This is a genomic window from Fibrobacter sp. UWH5 (assembly GCF_900142505.1).
Lineage (GTDB): Bacteria > Fibrobacterota > Fibrobacteria > Fibrobacterales > Fibrobacteraceae > Fibrobacter.
The window spans coordinates 185,143-207,657 of the sequence record NZ_FRBB01000001.1 but is presented as its reverse complement, the minus strand read 5'-3'; the positions used below and the strand labels follow the sequence as shown (position 1 = coordinate 207,657).

Annotated in this window: 18 protein-coding genes; 3 read left to right on the top strand and 15 right to left on the bottom strand. The window is 50.1% G+C overall.

Annotated features, from left to right (window positions below):
- Positions 1-68 precede the first annotated feature (68 nt).
- Entirely contained in the window at positions 69-995 is a 927-nt protein-coding gene (locus BUB38_RS00955) for a hypothetical protein (RefSeq protein ID WP_073155807.1), read from the top strand.
- Between the two features lie 38 nt (positions 996-1,033).
- On the opposite strand, the gene BUB38_RS00950 is transcribed toward BUB38_RS00955, so the two are convergent.
- The 7 genes from BUB38_RS00950 to rimP all read right to left on the bottom strand — a co-directional run bounded on the left by BUB38_RS00950 (position 1,034) and on the right by rimP (position 12,240).
- Entirely contained in the window at positions 1,034-5,011 is a 3,978-nt protein-coding gene (locus tag BUB38_RS00950; protein WP_073155804.1) for a T9SS type A sorting domain-containing protein, read from the bottom strand.
- A 153-nt stretch (positions 5,012-5,164) separates the two neighbouring features.
- On the bottom strand, positions 5,165-6,073 hold the full coding sequence (gene ribF, locus BUB38_RS00945; RefSeq protein WP_073155801.1) for a riboflavin biosynthesis protein RibF: 909 nt from the start codon (positions 6,071-6,073) through the stop codon (positions 5,165-5,167).
- Complete coding sequence (gene truB, locus BUB38_RS00940; RefSeq protein WP_073155798.1) at positions 6,066-6,995, bottom strand: tRNA pseudouridine(55) synthase TruB; 930 nt, start codon at positions 6,993-6,995, stop codon at positions 6,066-6,068. Before truB ends, ribF begins: the two co-directional genes overlap by 8 nt.
- Positions 6,996-7,349: a 30S ribosome-binding factor RbfA gene (gene rbfA / locus BUB38_RS00935; RefSeq protein ID WP_073155795.1), complete on the bottom strand. Its 354-nt coding sequence runs from the start codon at positions 7,347-7,349 to the stop codon at positions 6,996-6,998.
- A gap of 22 nt (positions 7,350-7,371) precedes the next feature.
- On the bottom strand, positions 7,372-10,506 hold the full coding sequence (gene infB / locus BUB38_RS00930; RefSeq protein WP_073155793.1) for a translation initiation factor IF-2: 3,135 nt from the start codon (positions 10,504-10,506) through the stop codon (positions 7,372-7,374).
- Positions 10,507-10,599: 93 nt separating this feature from the next.
- Positions 10,600-11,772, bottom strand: coding sequence for a transcription termination factor NusA (nusA, locus tag BUB38_RS00925; protein WP_073155790.1), 1,173 nt, complete (start codon positions 11,770-11,772; stop codon positions 10,600-10,602).
- Positions 11,773-11,787: 15 nt separating this feature from the next.
- A complete protein-coding gene (gene rimP / locus BUB38_RS00920; RefSeq protein WP_073155788.1) occupies positions 11,788-12,240 on the bottom strand; it encodes a ribosome maturation factor RimP in 453 nt (150 codons plus the stop codon).
- A 210-nt stretch (positions 12,241-12,450) separates the two neighbouring features.
- Between rimP and BUB38_RS00915 the strand changes: the two genes are divergently transcribed.
- On the top strand, positions 12,451-12,657 hold the full coding sequence (locus BUB38_RS00915; protein WP_073155785.1) for a hypothetical protein: 207 nt from the start codon (positions 12,451-12,453) through the stop codon (positions 12,655-12,657).
- Positions 12,658-12,708: 51 nt separating this feature from the next.
- Here the strand turns inward: BUB38_RS00915 and BUB38_RS00910 are convergent, their stop codons facing one another.
- The 5 genes from BUB38_RS00910 to BUB38_RS00890 form a co-directional block, all read right to left on the bottom strand.
- Positions 12,709-13,431, bottom strand: coding sequence for an NUDIX domain-containing protein (locus BUB38_RS00910; RefSeq protein ID WP_073155782.1), 723 nt, complete (start codon positions 13,429-13,431; stop codon positions 12,709-12,711).
- Between the two features lie 7 nt (positions 13,432-13,438).
- Positions 13,439-14,566, bottom strand: a complete 1,128-nt coding sequence (locus tag BUB38_RS00905; RefSeq protein ID WP_139258145.1) for a hypothetical protein — start codon at positions 14,564-14,566, stop codon at positions 13,439-13,441.
- A gap of 3 nt (positions 14,567-14,569) precedes the next feature.
- The gene (locus tag BUB38_RS00900) at positions 14,570-15,490 is read right to left on the bottom strand and encodes a M23 family metallopeptidase (protein WP_073155777.1); all 921 of its coding nucleotides are present in this window, start codon (positions 15,488-15,490) and stop codon (positions 14,570-14,572) included.
- Positions 15,491-15,506: 16 nt separating this feature from the next.
- Positions 15,507-16,160 (bottom strand): STAS domain-containing protein, encoded by a 654-nt coding sequence (locus BUB38_RS00895; RefSeq protein WP_073155774.1) that lies wholly within the window; start codon positions 16,158-16,160, stop codon positions 15,507-15,509.
- 70 nt (positions 16,161-16,230) lie between these two features.
- On the bottom strand, positions 16,231-17,559 hold the full coding sequence (locus BUB38_RS00890) for a PorV/PorQ family protein (RefSeq protein WP_073155772.1): 1,329 nt from the start codon (positions 17,557-17,559) through the stop codon (positions 16,231-16,233).
- Between the two features lie 82 nt (positions 17,560-17,641).
- On the opposite strand from BUB38_RS00890, the gene BUB38_RS00885 reads away from it, so the two are divergent.
- The gene (locus BUB38_RS00885) at positions 17,642-18,550 is read left to right on the top strand and encodes a tyrosine-type recombinase/integrase (RefSeq protein WP_073155769.1); all 909 of its coding nucleotides are present in this window, start codon (positions 17,642-17,644) and stop codon (positions 18,548-18,550) included.
- A gap of 162 nt (positions 18,551-18,712) precedes the next feature.
- On the opposite strand, the gene BUB38_RS00880 is transcribed toward BUB38_RS00885, so the two are convergent.
- Genes BUB38_RS00880 through BUB38_RS00870 form a run of 3 tightly spaced genes read right to left on the bottom strand, consistent with a single transcriptional unit; the run spans position 18,713 to position 22,425 of the window.
- Positions 18,713-19,840: a hypothetical protein gene (locus tag BUB38_RS00880; RefSeq protein ID WP_073155766.1), complete on the bottom strand. Its 1,128-nt coding sequence runs from the start codon at positions 19,838-19,840 to the stop codon at positions 18,713-18,715.
- A gap of 9 nt (positions 19,841-19,849) precedes the next feature.
- Positions 19,850-21,043, bottom strand: a complete 1,194-nt coding sequence (locus BUB38_RS00875) for a hypothetical protein (protein ID WP_073155763.1) — start codon at positions 21,041-21,043, stop codon at positions 19,850-19,852.
- A 23-nt stretch (positions 21,044-21,066) separates the two neighbouring features.
- Positions 21,067-22,425 (bottom strand): MATE family efflux transporter, encoded by a 1,359-nt coding sequence (locus BUB38_RS00870; RefSeq protein WP_073155760.1) that lies wholly within the window; start codon positions 22,423-22,425, stop codon positions 21,067-21,069.
- Between the last annotated feature and the right edge of the window lie 90 nt (positions 22,426-22,515).

Below are 22,515 nucleotides of genomic sequence, written 5' to 3'. Positions count from 1 at the left end.
GTTATGAATGACGCGACAAAACGCATCCTAGACATTACAAGACAAGACATTTTGTATATTTGCCTTGTATGTTAGGTATCGAACAGAAAAAAGGCAATGATGAGAACTTGTGCGGTCGCATGATCGCATACGCCCGCATTTTACCCAATCCCGACAACGAGACTAGCGGTTCGCCTTTTGATGACATGATCAAGAACGGCATCCTGACTCTGGAAGGAGACTTTAGACAGTCTCTGCCCACCAAGAGCCAGCGCCGCGCCCTGTCCGACGCCATGGACGAAAAGTTTGACAATATGTTGGAACGTATGGAATCCGAAGGAATCGAGATTCCCGAAAACGTTGACGTAGATAAGATGCGCGAACGCCTTCACGAACTTTCCAACATGGAAGTCATTCCCATTCCCGCAAGGATTGGAAATTTCACTAGCGAATCCGAAATTCTGGAAGAGGACGCCGACATTTACTACATCGGCGAATTCATGGGAGTAGGTCAGGCTCATTACTGCCTTACCACATTGCCCATCTATTACCAGGCAGTCTACCGCGAACAGGCCCGCCGCAAGGAAATGGATTTCCTGAACGAAGCTCTGGCCCAGATCGAGACTGGCGAATTTGTGGATACCGACGATTTGCAGAAAGACACCGAGGAACTGTTCCCTAGGGGCGTTACCCTGAATACCTTCGTCGGTGACATGGGCAAACTTCTAAACACCCGAGTGATTCCGTTCCTTCTAGCCCTGGAATCCGATGAACAATACGAAGTGCAAATCAAGCAGTTCTACCAGTTCATGAAGGGCTACCCGGTACAGGCCGACGTCAAGCTGATAGACCTGGCCATCCGCGATTTACGAGCCAGGCGCGACAACGCCATGGTCCGCAAACTGTTGGAATTGGGTTGCAAAAAAATCGTGGCGGTCTATAACGAAGACCCCCGACTTGCAGACGAAATCGGCGAACAAATTGCTAAGTTCGCCGAAGATTCTAGTGATGTATAATCGCTGATTTATAACGTCTAATTTTTAATTAAACTGAATTACCTGACGGCAATGTTCTTCACAGAACTCTGGCTGCCCACGCGGACGCTGACGATGTAAAGTCCACGGTCCTTGACATTCAGGTTTACGCTGTTGGCACCGGCATTTGCGTTAAACTTAGCCGTAGCCACAACCTTACCAGAAACGCTAACCACATCTACTCGAGCCGTCTGACCCATCAGATCAGAGTTCACATCAAAGTTCACATTCAGCCCCTCAGCAGAACGGATTCCGCGGATATTGCGAATGGCATTGGATGCAACCACAGGCTTATTGCCAGAAGTTACGGTTACCGTAGCCGTCTTGGAGCTGGTCTTGAGAGCCACCTTGATAGATTTACCTTCCGTCATTTCGGTAGTGCGACCATCTACAGATACAAAGACCTTCTTGCCCAGCGCTCTTACCTTTTCGACACCTTCAAGCTGAAGAGTTCCTTCATGGTTATTGGATGCACTCAGTCGAACAGTCCAGCTCATTTCATCGGATTCAGACTTGAGGCTCTTTGCCAGCAAGACATTATCCTCAACGATAGACAGGCGAACATAGCCACCCATACCGGCAGGAGGTTCTTCCATCTTCTGTTCACGAGAGGCAACACCCATAACATTCCAGGAATCAACTCTACCATAATCGTCAGACAGGACTGCCTTCAGACTCCAACCTTCTGCTTCAGCAAAGTTTGCCTTCTGCAATGCTTTTTTAGCAGCGACCGGCTTTGCACTAAAGCGAATCGTTCTCGGAGAATTTACCTTAATCCAAGCTCCTTCATAGGGGCCAAGTACCTTAACCTCGGGATCATAGTCTGTGCCTTCAGCATTTCTACGCCAGATAGCAACATCCTTCAATTCATCGCAAGAAAGATCGATTGCCTGACCATAGGGATTAGCAACCATGTTCCAACCGCTATTGATGCTATCCACTTCCCAAACAATTTCTGCACCTTCAGGAATCGGGTCATTGCCATTGATTACGATATCCTTGGTGCTCTGATACCAATAGCCAGTAACATCATTTTCATCACCCTTGAATCCGTAGGCCTGATATTGCCAGAATTCGCCAATGGTAGCGCTTTCATCCCACCAGTACAGGTAATCGCCCTTCGTGGGGATAATCTGATGTTTCTTCAGAGCCTTCAGAGAAACCATGTTCCAGGCACCAGCACGCCAAACCAGCGGTTCGCTAGAAGAAGACACTTCAACCACCTCGATAACAGAAGAAGAAGATTCTTCCACTTCACTACTAGAAGACTCGGGTTCTACTGCACTAGAGGACTCAGGTTCGGCCACACTGCTAGAAGATTCAACGATTTCTACAGAGCTGGAGCTTTCCGGTTCCTTGGAACTAGAAGATTCAGGTTCTTCGGAAGAGGAAGACTGTTCAACTTCGCTAGAAGATTCAGGTTCAGCTTCGCTGGAAGACTCAGGTTCAGCGCTGCTAGAAGATTCAACGATTTCTACAGAGCTGGAACTTTCCGGTTCCTTGGAACTAGAAGATTCAGGTTCTTCGGAAGAGGAAGACTGTTCAACTTCGCTGGAAGACTCAGGTTCAGCGCTGCTGGAAGATTCAACAACTTCTTCGGAGCTGGAACTTCCCGGTTCAAGTACAACGGGAACGTCACCTTCGGGTTCACCAATCCAATAGGGATAACCTTCGTTGGTTACACCGGTTTCATCAATAGTCCAGATCTTTTCATCCACTTTACCTAAACGGTAAGGCATATTCAATGTGGTGAGCAAGGAAGACTTCATGTCACTAGCGGCAAGAGTTCCGTTTTCGTTTTCGTCCAGGTTGTTAGAACCATTGCGAACGTTATACTGAATATCCCAGCAAAAAACTTTTTCTACACCAGAGCAGGACTTAACAGAGGCGAGCCAACTTTTCATAGTGACGCTAACGAAAGATCCAAAGGCATCGTAAGCATCACTACCCAAATGATAGTTAGACATGATAGTATGTGCTGCAGTAGAATTATTCAAGGACAGCATGCCGCCCATATAGCCAACATAGAACGGATGATCTGTGGTAGCAGGCGTCGACACATGGATTGTTCCCTTGAGATAGGAATTCGTAATGTAAAAATCACGGTCAGGAGCACCAGTAGAAATGTAAGCCAAAAAACCACCCACATAAAGGGCATCCACATTATCAACGTTTCCAAGTACATCAATATCGCCATGAACGGCAACCCTATCCATAGACGGACTTCTGCAGTAGCCGCAAACGCCCCCCACATAACCAGTGCGCTTCATAGAGGCATCATCATCCGCATTAATAGAAATCAGAGACGTTGCGTTTTCTGCAGAAAGCTTTATACGATCAAAAACAATATGATTACCACTTTCACCCTTACGGAACTCACCTACGGCTCCACCAACATAATTTCCGTTATTTACACCGGTAACCTTGATAAAACCATAATAAGCAGAAGACTTTAACCGCAGTCCCGCATTAGATTCATCACGCATGCCCACATACCCAAAGAAGCCCCCCATATCCAGGGAATCTGCTTCAGAAAGATTCAGGGCTGCATCCATAGAAACTCTGACGGTGTTATTCGCAAAAGCTTTTTCTGTTGCTGCAAGGTAACCCACACCAGCCACGCCACCCATAGCCACATAGCCCTTATTAGAACTGCTATTTGCGTTCTTGTCTACAACTTTGATTTTTCCATCGACCTTGGTATTATAGATAGACAGATAGCCGGTAGTATCAACAGCCTTTTCATTACCACCCATACCACCAACAAGACCACCAGCGTTATAGTAGATAGCCTTAGAGGAACGGGTATCATCAACAGAAAGTTTTACGAAACTTTCAGAAATCTTCAGGGGGCGAATAATCTGATAGGAGCGGGCAATCAGACCGCCAATATATACAGAGTCAGAAATAGCGCTAGAGTTCGAAATTGAACCGTCAAAGGAAACCTTATCAAAAGAGGATTCCAGGCCATAACTAGTTTCACTGGGGAAGAAACCACCAAAGAGGCCACCCATGACAGCGCCGCCCTTAATAGAAGATCCGGCCCCGACATTCACATTATGGAAATTTAGAACCTTGCTGCTCCTCCGGCTGTCCATGAACATCTGGCCCACAAGGCCGCCCATGGCAACAAAAGCACCCTTGGAACTATTCAGTTCTGCAGAGATATCCACATCCTTGGCAGACAGGTTCAGACCATAACCCACAAGACCGCCAACACAGGCATAATAACGACCTGACCTATTCGTACCCTTGACGGCACCAGTGTTCCTTTCCATCAGGATGGTGTTGGAAATGTCCAGCATATCTTCGCTTGTAATGCCATCAAAGTTTACCCTCTGGGCAATACCCGCAACACCACCAACAACAAGGCTAGAAACGCGGACGTTCTTCAGAGTGATGCCAGAAATATCGGAGCTATCAACATGACCAACCAAGGCTCCAACGCCATAGTAATATTTCAAGGCGTCGCTAGGAATGTTGTCAGTATCATTTGCGCTGATTTCAATATCGACGTTTTCGATCCTGATATTAGAAACAGTAGCATTGAAAAGGGTATCAAAAACACCAACATGGCCACTCATAAGAGTAGTCCTATCGGTATAGTCTATGGTCTTCTTGTAGCAAACATTCTTGAAGGTGTAGCCGTTGCCCTCAATCGAGACCTTATTGCGAATCTTGATGGGTTCATGCTGAGTAACACATTCACCGTTTTCGCCAATTTCCTGGAAATCGATATCGGACTTGAAGGTCAGCGTACCACTTCCTGCGGTCTTACCACTCCACAGAGTGGAAAGAATATCATTCAATTCATGGGAAACACTACCATTGGTAATCTGACGAGAGGTCGTACAGAGATCGCACATCTCTACAGACTGAGAAACGACGCCATTTCCAGCGCCATCGTCTGAGAAATTCAAATAAAGACCGGCATCCTGTGCAGCTGCCATGACGGTAGCCACCAGAACGGCAATCCAAGTAAAGTTTAATTTACGCATCTTCACACACCTCTTTAACAAAGATACGTTATATTTCTGCGTTTAGCAACTTTTATCAACCACCTATAAACACAATGTGACTAAGCACAAAAAAGTTGTTTTATAATGGCTTTGAAACATACTTAAATCTTACGATAACATTACAACGAGAGACTATTCAGCCCAGTGGTTGCCGTTGTAATTGCGGGCCGTATCGGCATCCATACCAATTTGACGTACAAGATCGTCTAAACTGGCAAATTTCTGCTCAGGACGAAGATAGCCCATCAGATCCAGATACATGGGTTTGCCGTAAATATCTTCGCTGAAATCCAATAAATAGGCCTCGATGGCCAGAGGCTGATTCCCCGTAGAAGGCTGAATACCAATATTCACCACAGCACGGAAAACACGTTCAGAGCCGTCCTCTTCAGGAAGTCGGGCCGTCGCCACATAGACCCCGCGCTTAGGCAGGAACTTGTACTGTTCCACCTGCAGGTTTGCCGTAGGGAACCCAATGGTATGTCCCAGGCGTTTACCGCTAACAATATGACCGGAAAGTCGATAGGGACGTCCCAGGTAGGTCTGGGCACGATCAACATCCCCCATTTCCAGAGCGGTTCGCACGGCAGAAGAACTGACGCGTTCCCCCTTGTGGAGCACGATGGAAAGCATCTGGGTAGAAAGTTCCGGGAAGGCGGCCGTAATGGATTCGTAATTGCCCTTGCCACCAGCGCCAAAGCAGTGGTCATGACCGAAGAACATGGAGCACACGTCCAGTTTTTCAATCAGCTCTGTACGAATAAACTCATCAAAGGGCAAGTGCATCAGGTCGCGGGTAAAAGGGATCACCACAAAATCCAATCCCAGGCTCTTGATAAAATCACGTTTTTCAGCAGTCGTAGTCAGCAGGAGCGGATTTCCCGGGCCGCGAAGTACGTAGTTGGAATGAGGTTCAAAACTGATAACCGTAGGAAGTAAACCGTTAGCTTCAGCCACAGCCTTAAGGGAGCGGAACAAAGCCTGGTGGCCAAGATGGCAACCATCAAAATTTCCCATGGTAACAGCACGTTTCTTATTCATCTTCGGCTAGGTAGATCTTGGGCCTGATGCGGCCAGGTTCATAGTGACAGAAACTGAGGACTTCGCCTTGCATGTTGGCTACAAAGACGTTGCCTTCGGCATCCACACCTTCAATGGGAGTTTTCCAGGGCAGATAATTTCCCTGACGGATGACCGCCAGCTGCGCGTCGTCAAGACGGACCACGGGGAAATCAAGCACCTGGTCCACAGGCAGCAAGTGTTCGCGGGTCAGATCATCGCCACGGACAGCCTTATCCAAGGTAACCTCGCCAATACGATGACGTCGGATATGGGAAACGCAGCCAAAAGTTCCAAGGGCACGGGCAATATCACGGCCCAGGGCACGGATATAAGTCCCCTTGGAGCATTCACAAATCAAGTCGAAAGTGGCAAAAGCCTTGCCAGAGCATCCTTCAGTGGCATCGTTGGCAACAGCACCCAGCACCTTCAGGGAGCTGATGTTAATCTTGCGGGGCTTCAGTTCGATATCTCGGCCACGTTCCATCAGGTCGCTGGCGCGGACACCGTTGATCTTTACGGCGCAGTACTTGGGAGGAATCTGCTCGATGTTGCCAGTGAACTGAGGCAGCACAGCCTCAAGATCCGCAACGGAAACCCCTTTAACCTTTAAACTTTCCGCTTTAAGCTCTTCACTCTCCACCACTTCGCCGTCCCATTCCAGGGTATCGGTCTGGTAGCCCAGATGGAGTCTAAAGCTGTAACACTTGTCCTTGGCCTCTACAAAAGGCAGCAGACGGGTGACGCGACCCGTAGCGGCAATAATCAGGCCGGAGGCACGTAGGTCTAACGTACCGGCATGACCAACACGCTTCGTAGAAAAGACCCTTTTCAGAGGGAAAAGGGCCTTAAAAGAAGTTTCACCAGCAATCTTGTCTAATAAGACGAAGCCAGAATTGGACAATTAGAGTTCCCCTTTCTGCTTCAAGTCGGCAAGAATGCTTTCGATATGCATGGCGTGTTCCAGGTTCTCGTCTAGCACAAAGTTCAATTCGGGAATCTTGCGAATCTTGAGGGCCTTGCCCAAAACGCCGCGGATAAAGCCAGCGGAATTGTTGAGGCCGATCAAGGAATCGCGCTTTTCCTTATCGGAACCCATGACAGATACCATGATCTTTGCATAGCTCAGGTCATCGGTGATCGTTACACGGGTAATGCTAGAAAGCGTACTGACGCGAGGATCCTTCAAGCCCTTCTGCAAGAGCTTGGAGATTTCCTCACGGAACTGTTCGCCTAATCTGTCGGTTCTACGACTCATTTATATTCCTTATGGTAATCGCTTACGCTTCGGAAGATTCAGCCTGCTTCTTGGCTTTTTCTTCGGCTTCTTCGCGGGCCACATCCTTCAAGGTACGTGCAACGGAGACTTCCTTGAAGAAGATCAAGCTATCGCCTTCACGAATATCGTCGTAACCCTTAAGACCGATACCGCATTCGAAGCCACGAGCAACGGACTTGACATCGTCCTTAAGACGCTTGAGGGACTGAACCACGGTAGTACCCAGTTCTACACCATTGCGGTATACGCGGACATGGCTTTCGCGGTCCACGGAACCATCGGTAACCATACAGCCGGCGATGAGACCGACCTTGGGAACCTTGAAGACCTGGCGAATTTCGGCTTCGCCGCTGAGTTCTTCGCGCATGGTGGGCTTGAGCAAGCCTTCCACAGCGTTGGTAATATCTTCGATACAGTCGTAAATCACGCGGTAGTTGCGGATTTCGATGCCTTCCTTCTGGGCCATTTCGCGGACAGCGAGAGACGGCATCAAGTGGAAGGAAACGATGATAGCCTGAGCGGTAGTAGCAAGCAAGATATCGGATTCCGTGATAGTACCAACACCCTTACGGATGATGTTCACGCGGACTTCCTTATTGGTAAGCTTTTCGAGGGATGCGGCAAGAGCTTCGGCAGAACCACCCACGTCAGCCTTGACGATGAGGTTGAGTTCAGAGAGCTTACCATCCTTCTTTTCGTTAAACGTATTTTCAAGAGAAACGGTCTTACGGGCGCGGAGGTCGCGTTCACGGGCGGCCATACGACGCTTGGAAGCAATTTCTCGTGCGGCCTTTTCGTCTTCCACAACGATAAGGTCATCACCAGCCTGAGGGGTACCGTCAAAGCCAAGCACCTGGCAAGGTGCAGAAGGCGGAACTTCCTTGAGCTGTTCGCCACGTTCGTTGAACATAGCACGGACACGACCAGCGTAGATACCGCAGACAAACGGGTCACCCACATGGAGAGTACCGTTCTGCACGAGGATCGTAGCCATGGAACCCTTACCCACGTCAAGCTTGGATTCAACCACAGCACCGCGAGCGTGAGCATCCGGGTTAGCCTTAAGTTCAAGAACTTCGGCTTCAAGAGCCAGAGTTTCGAGGAGCTGATCCATACCCTGACCGGTACGGGCAGAGACTTCGATACAGCTAGTAGTACCACCCCACTGTTCCACTTCTACGCCGCGTTCGGCCAGCTGGGCACGAATCTTGTCGGGGTTAGCAGTGGGAAGGTCGATCTTGGTAATGGCCACGACCATGGGAACCTTTTCGCGCTTTGCAAGTTCGATAGATTCAACAGTCTGGGGCATGACCATAGAGTCAGCAGCCACAACCAGCACGATAACGTCAGTCACCTGAGAACCGCGAGCACGCATAGCACTGAAGGCTTCATGACCCGGGGTATCAAGGAAGGTAACCTTGCCCTGGCTGGTGGTAACTTCATAAGCACCGATGTGCTGGGTAATGCCGCCGGATTCGCCGGAGACCACGTGAGTCTTACGGATCCAGTCGAGGAGAGAAGTCTTACCGTGGTCAACGTGACCCATCACAGTCACCACCGGATGGCGGGGCTGCAGATTTTCGGTGGATTCTTCTTCAACACCCAGTGCTTCTTCTTCGTATTCTTCCATCAGCTGGGCTTCGAAACCGAATTCGTCGGCCAGGAGCTGGATGGTTTCAAAGTCAAGGCGAGCGTTGATGGTCACCATCATGCCCATTTCCATGCACTTTGCGATAACGCGAGCAGGCATCTGTTCCATCAGGCCGGCAAGTTCGCCAACGGTGATGAAGTCAGAAGTCTTAAGAATCTTCTTTTCTTCAGAAACTTCGCCTTCGGCCTTTTCCTTACGGTAAACCTTCTTGACAGGCTTCTTGGAAAGGTCAGCCATCACGCGAGAAACGTTCTGACGTACGGCTTCCTGCTGCTGTTCCTTCTGCTGGTCGCGATCCTTACCGTTGTTTCCACGACGGTTCTTGTCGTTCTGACCATGGCGACCATTCTGCTGACCGGGCTTTCCACCCTTGCCATTCTGGTTCTGACCGCCAAAGCCACCCTGGCCACCAAAGGCCTGGTTGTTGCTTGCATTGAAGGCATCCTGCATAGAGGAGCCGGTAAAGCCGCTGGTGCGGCCAGTAAAGGAACGACCGCCATTGTTGTTATTGCGATCACCACCGGGGCCACCCTGGCCCGGACGACGGTTACCGCCATTGCGGTTGTCCTGACCGCCATTGTTGTTCAGGCGGCCAAAAGTTCCAGTGTAACCCTGGGCATTGCCGTTTCCACGGGGACCGCCGGGGCCACGATGTCCGCCGCGGTTCTGCTGAGCCATCTGGCGAGACTTTTCGATACGAGCAAGAATTGCTGCATCGGGTTTAAAGACCTGAGCCTTCATAGGAGGCTGCTTCAGTTCCATACCCGGAGTAACCATGGCGGGAGCTTCTGCAGCAGGCTTGGCAGCTGCGGGAGCGACAGGAGCCGGCTTGGCAGCGGGAGCCTCAGCCTTGGGAGCGGCAGCCGGTGCAGCAGGCTTAACAGCGGCAGGAGCCACAGGCTTAACTTCAGCCTTGGGAGCTTCGACCGGCTTGGCTTCAACCTTAGGAGCAGCGGAAGCGACAGGAGCAGCAGGCTTAACTTCGGCCTTGGGAGCTTCGACCGGCTTGGCTTCGACCTTGGGAGCTGCGGGAGCGGCAGGGGCAGCAGGCTTAACTGCAGCAGGTGCGGCAGGAGCCACAGGTTTAACTTCAGCCTTGGGAGCTTCGGCAACAGGGGCAGCAGCGGGCTTAGAAACCGCAGCGGCAGGAGTAGCAGCGCCCTTCTTGATGGTGACCTTGGCACCCTTAATGAGAGTTGCCTTCAGAGTACGACCACCAGCGGCGGGGGCAGCGGGCTTCTTGGCAGCGCTTGCGCTAGGAGCATGGTCAGCCGTATTCTTCTTCAAATTCTTGTTACGAGCTTCGGCCTTCTGCTTTTCAGCTTCGGCAGCGGCTTCGATCTTCTCATAGTCTGCGGCGGCAACCTTGGACATGTGAGTACGGACAGTTACGCCCGCGTCGCGAAGCAGTTTCATAACAACGTCAACCTTGACGCCGTGGGATTCAGCCCAATCTGTAGGTTTAATTTGATCTTCAATTGCCATGAATTAGCTTTCCATATTCCTTTTTTCAATTCTTTCAAGCCTACACCCCTTGTGCAGGCCCCTTTGACCTTCAGCGATCTACGCTAACTTCGATTAGCGACCCTTACGGCCTGCAGCCTGGTGCATATCGGCCATAGAGGGAGAAGTGATCTTAGCCTTGGTCTCATCGTCCTTTTCGGACCATTCCTTTTCGCCAAACACATCCAGGTTACGCTGAACGAGTTCTGCAGCCAGCTTGACGTTCTGGCCGTTCTTACCGATTGCCAGAGCCAGGTTTTCGTCGCTGATGATAACGACAGTGCGGCGAGTTTCAGGAACGTGAATCAACTTAATGACGTTTGCCGGAGCGAGAGCGCGCTGGATGAACACATCCAGATCCGGATTCCACTGAACGATGTCGATACGTTCGTTGCCCAGTTCGCGGACGATAGTCTGAACGCGAGCACCCTTCATGCCGACGCAAGCGCCAACGGGGTCGATCTTTTCGTCGCGGGAGTAAACGGCAATCTTAGCACGGAAACCCGGTTCGCGGGCGACACCCTTCATTTCGACAGTGCCTTCGTAAATTTCGGGAACTTCCTGACGGAACAGTTCCTTGAGGAAGTCACCGTTAGCGCGGGACAGGATTACCTGTGCGCCAGTCTTGGAGGATTCTTCGACGCGAGCGATAACAGCCTTGATGGAAGCGCCCTGGGTCCAGCGTTCACGCTTGATCTGTTCGCGGAACGGGATCATAGCTTCGGTCTGCTTGCCCAGCTTGACGATGATGTTGCTCTGTTCGAGACGGAGAACTTCGCCGCTGACCATGGAGCCGATACGGCTACGATAGGTATCCATAATCTTCTGACGTTCGACGTCGCGGATCTGCTGGTTCAGGAGCTGCTTAGCAGTCTGGATAGCCTGACGGCCGAAGGTGGAAATAGGAATTTCCATTTCCAGGGAGTCACCGGGCTGAGCGTCTTCGTTGAATTCACGAGCTTCTTCAACCAGCATGTAACCCTTGTCCAGTTCTTCCACTTCGTCAGCGGTCATTTCAGGATCGTAATCCGGATAGTCGTCAACAACGGCCACGCGAAGGAACACATGAACTTCGTTGGTTTCCATATCGAAGTCCACATCGATTTTCTTCTCGATATGCAGGTACTTGCGAGCTGCAGTGACCAGGGCTTCCTTGAGAGCATTCAGGACAACGGAATCTTCCATATCCTTGGCTTCGACAACGCCCTTCAGCACTTCGAGCAAATTAACTTTCGGTTCGTTCTTCATAACATGACCTTCCTATTATATTTGTACATCTACTTTCGCTACCAGCACTTCGGACCGAGGAATGACCACATTCTCGGGATTGCCTTTTACGGTTAGCGTCAAATTTTCTTCATCCGCATCAACCAGAGTGCCAACGACAGGCTTACCTGTGCTGCGTGTTACGCGGATATTGCGACCCTTGTTGCGGGTAAAATCGGCGACCGACTTCAGGGGGCGGTCCAACCCGGGAGAAGACACTTCCAGGGTGAAAGCACCTTCAATAATCTCGGGATCCAAGTCAAAAGCGTCAGAGAGGTGGTGGCTGACAGCAGTGCAGTCATCGATAGATACGCCTTCGGGCTTGTCAATGTAAAGGCGGAGAGTCTTTCTCTTTCCGGCGCGGAACAAATCCTGTTCCACCAATGTAACGCCAGCTGCAGCGCAAGCTTCGGCGATCAGTGCATCCAACTTTAAGTTCGGGGCTGCCAAATAGACCTCTTATATAAAAATTGCCATCCGCTTACGGAAGACTCCTTGCACAGAAACTCAGTTCGAGGCGAGGCGTTTTCCACGGATAGTCTAAAACCAGCACAAATAGAGAAATTTTAAAGAGGTGTTTCAACCACCCAAGATAAAAAAAGCGGGTAAAACACCGCTAATTGTGAATGATCCAGTAAAAAAAGCTATTTTAGGGCCACTATGACGTACGTACTCCTTATTCTCGCATCCCTGATTGGCCTGGCAGCCTGCGCATTCTATCTCCGCAAGAACATCATTGTCATCAAGGAAAAGAATAAGAATGAACCCAAGGCCTACAAGCGCGGCATGAACTACGTCCTCACCGGCCTGTGGTACGGATACCTGATTATCTTCTTCGTCGGCCTCACGATCAATAACATAGTTTAAAGGTTAAAGGTTAAAGGAAATTTCTTTAACCTTTCCGCTTTACGCTATACGCTAAACCTCTCGGCCCTGAGATTTCAGCCAACGTTCGTACAGGAACATGGCGATAAAGTTCTTACCGTCGATAAATTGATGGGCGGCCTCTTCGTAAGGCAGAACTTCAGTACGGATCCATTCGATTTCTTCGGTATACTGCTGGTCCTTTCCGTCCATGGCCTTCAGCTGTTCGGGAGTGACCTCGCGTTCAATGGCATACAGGCGGATACGTTCGTCCAGAAGTCCGCAACTGGCCGCAAAGCCTTCGCTCTTGCCCTTATACCAGAAGTCCATCAAGTCAATCAGTTCAGAATCGTCTGCCTTGATCTGGGCTTCTTCTTCCAGTTCAGACAGGGCCACCTTGCGGTAATCCCCAGTCCAGTCCAGAATGCCTGCAGGAATTTCAAGAGAATCCTGTTCCGAAATTGCAAAACGGGGCTGACGAACCAACAGCAGGTAAGGCTTACCTTCGCAGCGGAGCACAATCAGAACGCCCACTGCGTTACCGCGCACCAGTACGATCCCGTGAACCGGACGTCCATCCGGCAAGAAAGCAGTAGCCTCCAGCTTTATAAATAAAGGTTGACGGCCCTTTCTCAGAAAATCCACAGAAGCAAAATGGACCTTGGCCACCTTGAACTTCTTTTCGGAAGCCGCAAGCCAGTCCGTATAAATTCTCGAATTAAGAACAACTTCCTTGTCAGATTCGGCAATCTCTGCCGCAAAAGAATATTCGATCATCTAAAGCCTACTTTTTTGAAGCGGCGGAATCCACGATCAGGGTATCAGGAGCAATATCGGCATTCTTCCAGACCTTAATCAGACTATCCAGTCGACCCAGGGAATCCACCACCATCTTGTTTCCAGACAAATTATACAGCATCCACTGACTCCCGGTAGAAGGTCCGCAAAACGTTTCGTCTTCCCCAGGGCTAAACAACTGTCTAATAAAACGGACTCGCTGACCCACTCCATAGTAGGCCGTGGCAAAGGCGGCGAAGGTTCCGCACTTGGGGATCTTTTCCATATAGTAAGTGCTGTAATGCCATATGGTATCAGGGCGTACCTGAAGTTCCCCAAGATCCGTGGAATCGTTTTCCCACTTGTTCTTGGTGCAGTACACGGAATCCGTATCGGCACAGGCGTAATGCACCGGCACCAAGTTAGTATCAGACAAATTCCAGCTGGTGGGATAGATTGTATCAGGCACCACGTTCTTGCACATGTCGATGCGGTAGGTACAAGTCGATTTCATGGCACGCCAATAAAATTCGCGAGGCGTCAGGGAATCCAGTACACGAATGATGGTCGGCTGTCCCAGCTTATCCTTGCCCTTGGTACGTAGCGGATAATTGTGGGCGTCGGCAAAACTGGAATCCATGTAAATAAAGAACGTATCCTTGGAAAGCGATCCGCGACGAACCAGAATGGAATCCAAAACGGAGTCAGCATCGTTCTGCACCTTGAGCATACCGACCCCGCGAACATCCTCATCGCGAACAATCTGCTTAATGAGCGTATCGGGTCTGTAGTAGGGGGCGGAACAATCCTTGTCTGTAACCAGGATGTCAATATCGGGCTTAATCCAGCCCACAGAATCAGTACGAGAAAAACCAAGATTGATAGACTTTAATGCACAATTAGAAAAAGTCCACATTTTTCCAAGTTGCAAATAAAGGGTATCCCCCACCAGATGAATCGCCTTACCGGAATCCAGGGACGCCGAAAGGAAATAGCCCTTGCCCGCAAAGACATCGTCACTGTAGGTTGCAGACAGGGGGCCATCCGTATCCTTTTCACAACCCACATAGAACCCCAGCACCCAAATAGCACACAGGGTTACAAACAACATTTTTGTCGAACGCAACCACTTCATAAACTAAAAACCCAAACTCTTCACGAAAGCACGAATATGTTCATCCTGGACGGGATGGGTTGCCTCATAAAAGTCCGTCCAACGAACAAACAGACCGTTCTGACGAACCGTCAAAAAGAAGGTTGCACTATCCTGGGGAGGAAGACTGCCCAACCGGGTTTCAAAGAATACCTCGCTCCCGACCTTGACCTCATCGTTTAGGGATCCTAGACCAGACGTCCTACTCATCACATTGTAGCCATGGTCGATATCCACGAAATAGCCCAGGGAATCCTTGCCCGTTCCCAAGACCTTACCCGAAAGCACCGGGTGAACAGGAGCCTCGCCAATACCACGGAACACGTCCATTCCCAGCAGAGATTCCTGACCTTCGAAGTCGAAGTCCTCGGTAATGGGGAGAGCAGACCACTTCAAGGGCTGACGGGGGCACACACCCGGATAACGGCAGCCGGTGGCCTTGTTAATCCAGACAAAACTGGAATCGGGTTTCATGTAACGCAAAAAAATCGACTGAGTACTATCGTCGTGAACAACCAGAGAAGCATCACTAAAATTCTTGCGGGAAGCGATCCAGTGCAATTTTGATTTGGAAGAATGGCGGAGCTGCGACACATAGCGCAGGAAGGAATTGGGCAGACGACTAACTTCAGTAGAATCGTCAATCACCCAGGAGCACTGTCCCAGGCCGCGTTCCAAATTGAAGGATGTACCGCCATAGGCCAAACATTTCTCATCCCAACTCAGCTCCGCCGGTTCACTCTCGTTGCCGATCTGGGAAAGGGTGTCGGCAATTTTCGTCACCAGGCCAGACCAGTACACAAAGAAGGCGGCCACGGCAATCAGCAGCAGTCGCAACAGAGGAAACTTGTGGGTAGAGTTTATAGGCTTTTGCTTGCCCTTGTACTCTTGAAAGTCAGCGGCCATCTTAAACTAGAGCCAACTAGAAGGTAAAGAAAGCCAGGGTACCGCCAATGGCAGCCAGCATAAGGAGAACCACAATCACCACAGTCTTTGCGGAAGACGGTTCATCATCGAAAGGAACATCGAGACCTTTCTTGGGCTTATCCTTATCGTCCTTGACAATAGCATTGAAGCTCTTGGTAAAGCGACGGTGAGGGCCAGTGTGACGATCCAGGGGAGCGGTCCTGGGCACCTCGATATGAGAAATATTGTTCTGGGAAGCCACAGGGGCGGGCTTGGCCAGCATTTCCACCGGTTCAGCATCAGCCTCGGGAACATCCTTATGCAAGGAGAAGGACATCATGTCGGCTTCGAAGGCGAAAACGCGGATTGTCTTGTCGAGACCGGCCTTCTTCAGACCATCTACAATAACCTGGTTGCTAGTAAGGACTGCAAACATACCGCCATTGGAAGCCATTTCCTGCTGGAACTGGATAAAGGCGTTGTAGGCATCGCTGTAGACGAAATCAAGGCCAGTCAAATCCACAGCAAGGAACCGCTCATCCTTCTTCTGGTCCAGGAGAGCACGAACGTCTTTCTTGAATTGTTCGGCGTCAAAAGCCCCTATAGGATTCAAGGGGGCCGAGATCAAATCAAAAATTCCAACTTCGCGATAATTCTTTAACTGAGGCATGACAGAAAATATAACCTAAAATTTAAACGCCCGTGAGCTAACTCACTAAAAAATGATACCTAGAACCCCTCTATTCGAGAATTTCGTCGTCCGTTTCTACAAAAACAGGCCTTGATTCAACGCCAGCTCTTTTTTCTGTAGGCTTTTCTGCAGACGATTCCTCGGCAGTTTGCCCAGATACTTCCGACGATTTTTCAGTCAGTCCCGCCCCCTGAGACTCGGAAGCGACTGCAGTTCCCGCAGATTCCGCCGCCAAGGATTCAGCACTGGCAGCACCTTCCACGTCATCGGCACCATCTACAAAATCATCCGGTTCCTCGGTCAGGACCGCGCGCTTGCGAATCTGGGCTTCGGGAGTTCCGTCCTTAGGCTTCCTAGAGAACAGGTAGGGGCTGAAGCTGAAGCTGACTCGATGCACAGGAGAAAGCACCGGGTGGGATTCAAAGGCGTAGTCCACCTTAAGGAACTTGGCAATTGTAAGACCTGCACCAGCAGTTACACTCTGGAAGGTGGTAAAGCTGCTAAGACCTGCACGCAACGAAAGACCGAAGTCAAAGGTAAATTCCAGACCGCCGCGACCACCTGAGAGCCAAGCCAGAGGATCATCCCAGATACGGCCATCGCCGTCATTATCTTCGTTAAAATCCATTTCGCGAGCTTCATGATGCAGAAGTCCTGCCCCCTGCCAATAGAAGTTCAGCTTGCCATACAGGTAAGGCACGTCAATGCCATAGCTGGCAGCCAGGTAGAGTTCAGGCGCACTGTATTCGAATTCTCCGGATTCCCAGGAGGCCGCCGAAGAAGTCCATCCTTTTAAAAGTCCAGACAGAACAAAGTTGTCTACAACCCGGTAACGGAGTCCCGCGTCACCACGGAAGCCATAGCCCGTCTGGTCCAGTTCGCGGTACAGACCATGGAAACTTACACCAAGAGAAAGCCTATCCGTCAGGCGCTTACCCACAGAAACAGAAAAGACGTAGTCGGCAATAGAAAGGGTATTGTAGTCCGAACCTTCAGGCAGCGGTTCCCCATCCTTGATGTAAGGAATGTCATCTGCGCCATAGCGGGCAAAAGCCACGCCCAGGCCAAGACCATTCCCTAGGGGCATGGTGGCAGAAGCGAAATCATACTTGGTATCTTCGTAGTACTCCGTATGGGAGAAACTGCCCCAGGCATAATTCATGTCGGCCAGTTGGTACGGATTGGAAAGCAGACCCAGGTAGTCGCCATCCACAGCCATAGTCGCAGAACCCAACGCCGCAGAACGAGCTCCGGGCTCCACATCCAGGGAGGCATTGGCCCCAACGACACGATCCGCAGCATAGGAATAAACCGTCCCCAATACAACCAGGAGAGCACTAACCAGACCACGGAACGAATATTTTTTTGCCATTGCCATAACTTGACACACAAGATAGATTATTTTTGTGTCGCGGACAAAGAACTTCTCACTTTAATGGGATCATTAGGACAACAAGGGCATGAACCTCTCGGATTACTTCGTCAAATTCTTGGATTATCTGGAAAACCAGCGCAAGTTCGCCAAGATGACCGTCGAAACCTACGGTCATTCCCTAGAAAAATTTCGCACGTTCCTGGACGCCAATGGTAAAAACGCAAACCTTACCCTAGAAGACTTTACAGAAATAAACGTCAAGGGGTTCGTCTGGGACATGAAACAGAAGCAGGGGCTAGCCCCCGCCAGCATCTGCGAACACCTCGCAGCCCTAAAAAGCTTCGGCAAATACTTAGTACGTTCCATGGTCCTCAAGACCAATCCTGCCGGAAATGTACCCATGCCCAAGAAGCCCAAACGCCTGGTAAATTTTCTGAGTCAGAAAGATCTAGACGAAACCAAGTTTCCTGAACTTGAAAATCCGACTTACAAACAAGTTCGCGCCCGTTTTTTATTGGAACTGATTTACGGTTCCGGCCTGCGAATTTCCGAATGTCAAAGTTTGCACTGGAACCAGATTTCAGAAACAGAGCATACGGTACGCGTCATCGGTAAGGGTAGCAAGGAACGAATCGTCCCCATCACAGAATCTCTGCTCAAATACATCGGAATGTTCAAACAAGCCGAAATTGAAAACGGAATGTCCCCTACCCCTACGGGATTTGTATTCCAGTCCAAGAACGGCGGCGCCATCCATGTGGTAATCTTACGCAAGGACATTCACGATTTGCTCCGTGACATCGGATGGGAAGGCAAGGCCAGCCCGCACGTATTGCGACACAGTTTCGCCACCCACCTTCTGGAAAACGGAGCCGAAATCATGAGCGTCAAGGAAATGCTGGGGCACGAAAGCATCAGCACAACCCAGGTTTACACCCACGTTAGCGCAGAACGCCTCCGCGAAGCCTTCAAAAAAACACACCCACGCGCGTAAGATGATGCAAGGGGGGCACTCCCCCTTGCGTAATTCAAAAATATCGGGGCATTTAATACTCAGAAATTTCCGGGTAGGCAATTTACTTTTTCACACAAAAAAAGCCCGAGCACTTGCGCGGACTTTTGTAAATCGGTGTTTTGCAAGTTTGCCTTGCGTCTTTTAGAAGAAACTTCCTTTAATGCCTACAGCAATAGTCCATTGCTGTCCAAAGTCATCCCAGTCAGGGGCGTCCCACTTTTTCATAGGGCTCTCGTCGTATTCATCCTTGGGATCGGCAGCATTGCTCTTGTCATGGAGCGGCAGGGAGAATCCGATATACACCGGGAAATCCGAGTTCGAAAATTCAATGCCGTAAGCAAAAGCCACAGACCACGCCTGATGATCCGGATCGGGACGAGGATCATAAGTTCCTGCCTTTTCAGAAGAAATCCAGGCAACGCCCAGAGGCACAGAGAAACTCATACCGAAGGACTGCACAATTCCCGGGCGACCACGATAACCATAGGCAACAGAGCCTCCAACAGAGGGCGGTGTATAGGCGCCCAGATCGTTTTCACCGTAGAACTTGAATCGATAATCAAAACGTTTTCCGCTATGATCCAGATCCTTCCAATAGGTATCGTTAAATTCATTTTCGCCGGAGAAGGGATGCATGGCAAAAGGATGAGTATAACTCAAACCATAAAGCCAGATGCCCTTGTCGGTATCACGGCTATAATCCCAGCCCAGGGTCAGACTGTATAGGCCAGAACCCTTCTGGAAACTGCTAGGCAGAATTTCCTCAGAAGCATCGGTACCGCGCTTGATGTCGTACTGCCCCGTGGGAATCGTAAGACTTGCACTTAGGGAAGCGGCACCACCACTACCAATCGTCTTGCTAAAGTCAAAGGAAACGTCACCCATACCACCCGTGGTACGGTCCGTCGGAATCTGGTTGCTACGATACTGGACTTCACCCTGATGGCTCATCCAGGGAACCGTCACACCCAACTTAGTTGACCAGGTGGGTTTAATGGAAAAGTGAGGGGACACAGTCATGCCGGAGAAGTTCTGTCCCACATTATATTTGGTAAAAACTTCCGTTTCAAGATAGCCACCAGATACTCCCTGGCCAATCCACTTGATACCATCACCGGAGCCGCCGCCAGAACCGCCAGCACCGCAACCGCCGATGGATTCCCAGGGGGTAGCAACTTCTACAGGTCCACTAAAACCAAGACCAAAGGCGGCAATTCCCGCCACCACGGCAAAAGCCATTCCGCAAATGTTTCTGTAATTCATCTTCATAGGGAACCCTTACGGAAGCTGCAAGACATAGGCACGGTTCGTTCCTGTAGTCAGGAAGTAGCCATCAGGAGAACGACCGCCAATCATGGGAACCGAAGTCAATTCGTAAATGTCATTACCCCACAAAATCTGCAAGTCTGCAGGAGCGCCTGCATTCAAGGAAACCTCGCGCATGGCTGTACGGCCTGCGGAACCATCCTGGGCAGAAACATCGGTCAAGTCATTCTTGTTCACAAACTGAGCACCCTGGGGGAACTCTGCCCAAGTCACGAAAACACGTTCTCCGTACTTGAACCAATGAGGTTGGGCGGGAGAACCCATCATACCTTCAGTCACAGGAATCTGGATAGGCTTAGAATCTTCAGACAATTCCTGCACATAGGAATTCCAACCATTCATAGAAGAATTCACTACGTTATAAACGACAAAGCGACCATCCGGAGAAATCAGGGGGCTATCCATCATCCAGCCATCCACACCAGCGGGCTTCTTCAAGGTCTTGGCCTTAGAAACTGCCTTCTTCAAATCACCAGAAGACAGATCTACAAATACGATTTCGTTGTTGCCATTGACATAGACAAGACGCACATCGTCGGTGCCAAAGAATCCCTTTATCGTAGATGCATCAGCAGTAGTATCTACCACGGCATCCGGAGAGACCCACACATGGGGCGTTGCAAATTCGCCGATATTCTTTTCGTAGAACCAGAACTTTTTCTTGTCTTGCATACGGGCGGCAAAGATGCCGTAATCTAGATTTTCGCAAGACTTGCTACCGCTCTTGTCGTAAGCGCGGAGAGCTACGATAAAGTTAGCATGGGTACTCCATTCGGGGTCCTGAAACTGGCATTCACCTGCAGCGGTATCACGCATCAAGTACCAGCGAACCGTATTGGACGTATCGGAAACCGTAAGACGGTCGTGCTGCACCACACCTGAAGTCGTATACTGGGAGTCCGGCGCAATCACGTTCAGCTTGCCACCAAAGTTCAGCCACAACATGGAACCTGGATAATTGACGGTATCCTGCGAAACAGAGGCGTTACAGATTTGCTTTCCCTCGTTAATAGGGTACAGATTTCCAATATCGGAAGTTGCCGTAGACGACTTCTTACCCGAGTCTCCGTCAAATTGTTCGGGCTCGTATACACAGGCGGTCAGGCCCATAAAGGCCGAAAATGCGGTGAGTATAAATTTCTTCATCAAGGAGAAATATATAAAACTGCCTATTTATCCTTAGACCACTCTAGTCTGGTTTTCCTTATAAAACGCAGGTATACAAGCACTAAAATCGTCCCCGTAGTGATCCAGCTCAAGGGATAGCACACCATAAGGGAGGCAAAAGTACCGAACTTGGGGAACATGGCGAACACCCAAAAAATACGCACACCGCAAATACCGAACACGCAAATTAGCGCAGGCAACATGGACTTGCCCATGCCACGCAAGGCTCCGGAGCACACATCAATAAGCACGTTGATGAATTCCAGACCAATTACGATATACACGCGGAAGGCTCCCGTTTCCACAATACTTTCGTCATTGGTAAAAATGGAAAGAATCGGGTGATAAAAAATGCTAACCAAGGCACCAAGGGTAAAAGTGGAAAGTCCCGACAGCAACAAGGTCCAGCGAACCGTCTTGCGGATACGATCCAAGTTGCGGGCGCCGTAATTCTGTCCCACGAAAGTAACGCAGGCATGGCCGAAGGAATTGAGCCAGAAATACACAATCAGCTCCGGATTCATGGCCACCGCCGAAGCCGCCACCGCCGTAGAACCCAAGGTGTTTATCGCCGACTGGATACACACATTGCTGAAGGAGAATACCGCTCCCTGCACACCCGCCGGCAACCCGATACGGATCATGCGGCCGAGCACAAAGGGAGTCACCCTAAGTTTCCAGAATTGGAATCTGAAAGGTCCCGTTTCCGTCTTCAAAAAATACAACAACGTAACAGAACTAATCACGTTGGAAATGACCGTTGCGATAGCCACCCCATCCACATCCATGTGGAGCCCCACCACGAACACAATGTTCAAAAGCAGGTTAATGGCACCGGCCACCAGAAGCACATAAAAGGGCCGTTTGGTATCCCCCTTGCTACGGAGCAACGCCGCACAGAAATTGTACAGCATGATGAAGGGCATACCCACGAAATAAATCCGGAAATACAAAACGGCATCATCGAGGATGTCTGACGGAGTAGAAATTGCCGTAAGAATCGGTCGGGCAAAGAACAACCCTATCAAGGCAAGCAGGATACCGCAAACCACGGAAACCGCCACCGCGGTGTGAACCCCTCGCGAAACAGATCGGGAGCTGCGTTCTCCAAGAGCGTTGGCCACCACCACGTTGGCCCCGATAGAGAGGCCCACGAAAAGGTTCACCATGAGGTTGATGACGAAGGTATTGGCACCCACCGCGGCAAGGGCCGCATCGCCAGCGAACTTACCCACAACTGCCACATCGGCAGAATTAAAAAGTTGCTGGAAAATGGAACTGGCAGCCAAGGGCACGGCAAACTTCAGGATCTTATCCCAAATCGAGCCCGAGAGCAAATCCATATTTTTAGCAGTAGCCATACATCACCTTTTTCGGCCCGCAAATTTAGCTTTTTAACCACCTCTCGGCATCCCCTTTTTACTAACTTTACATCGCAAAAAATTAAGCCG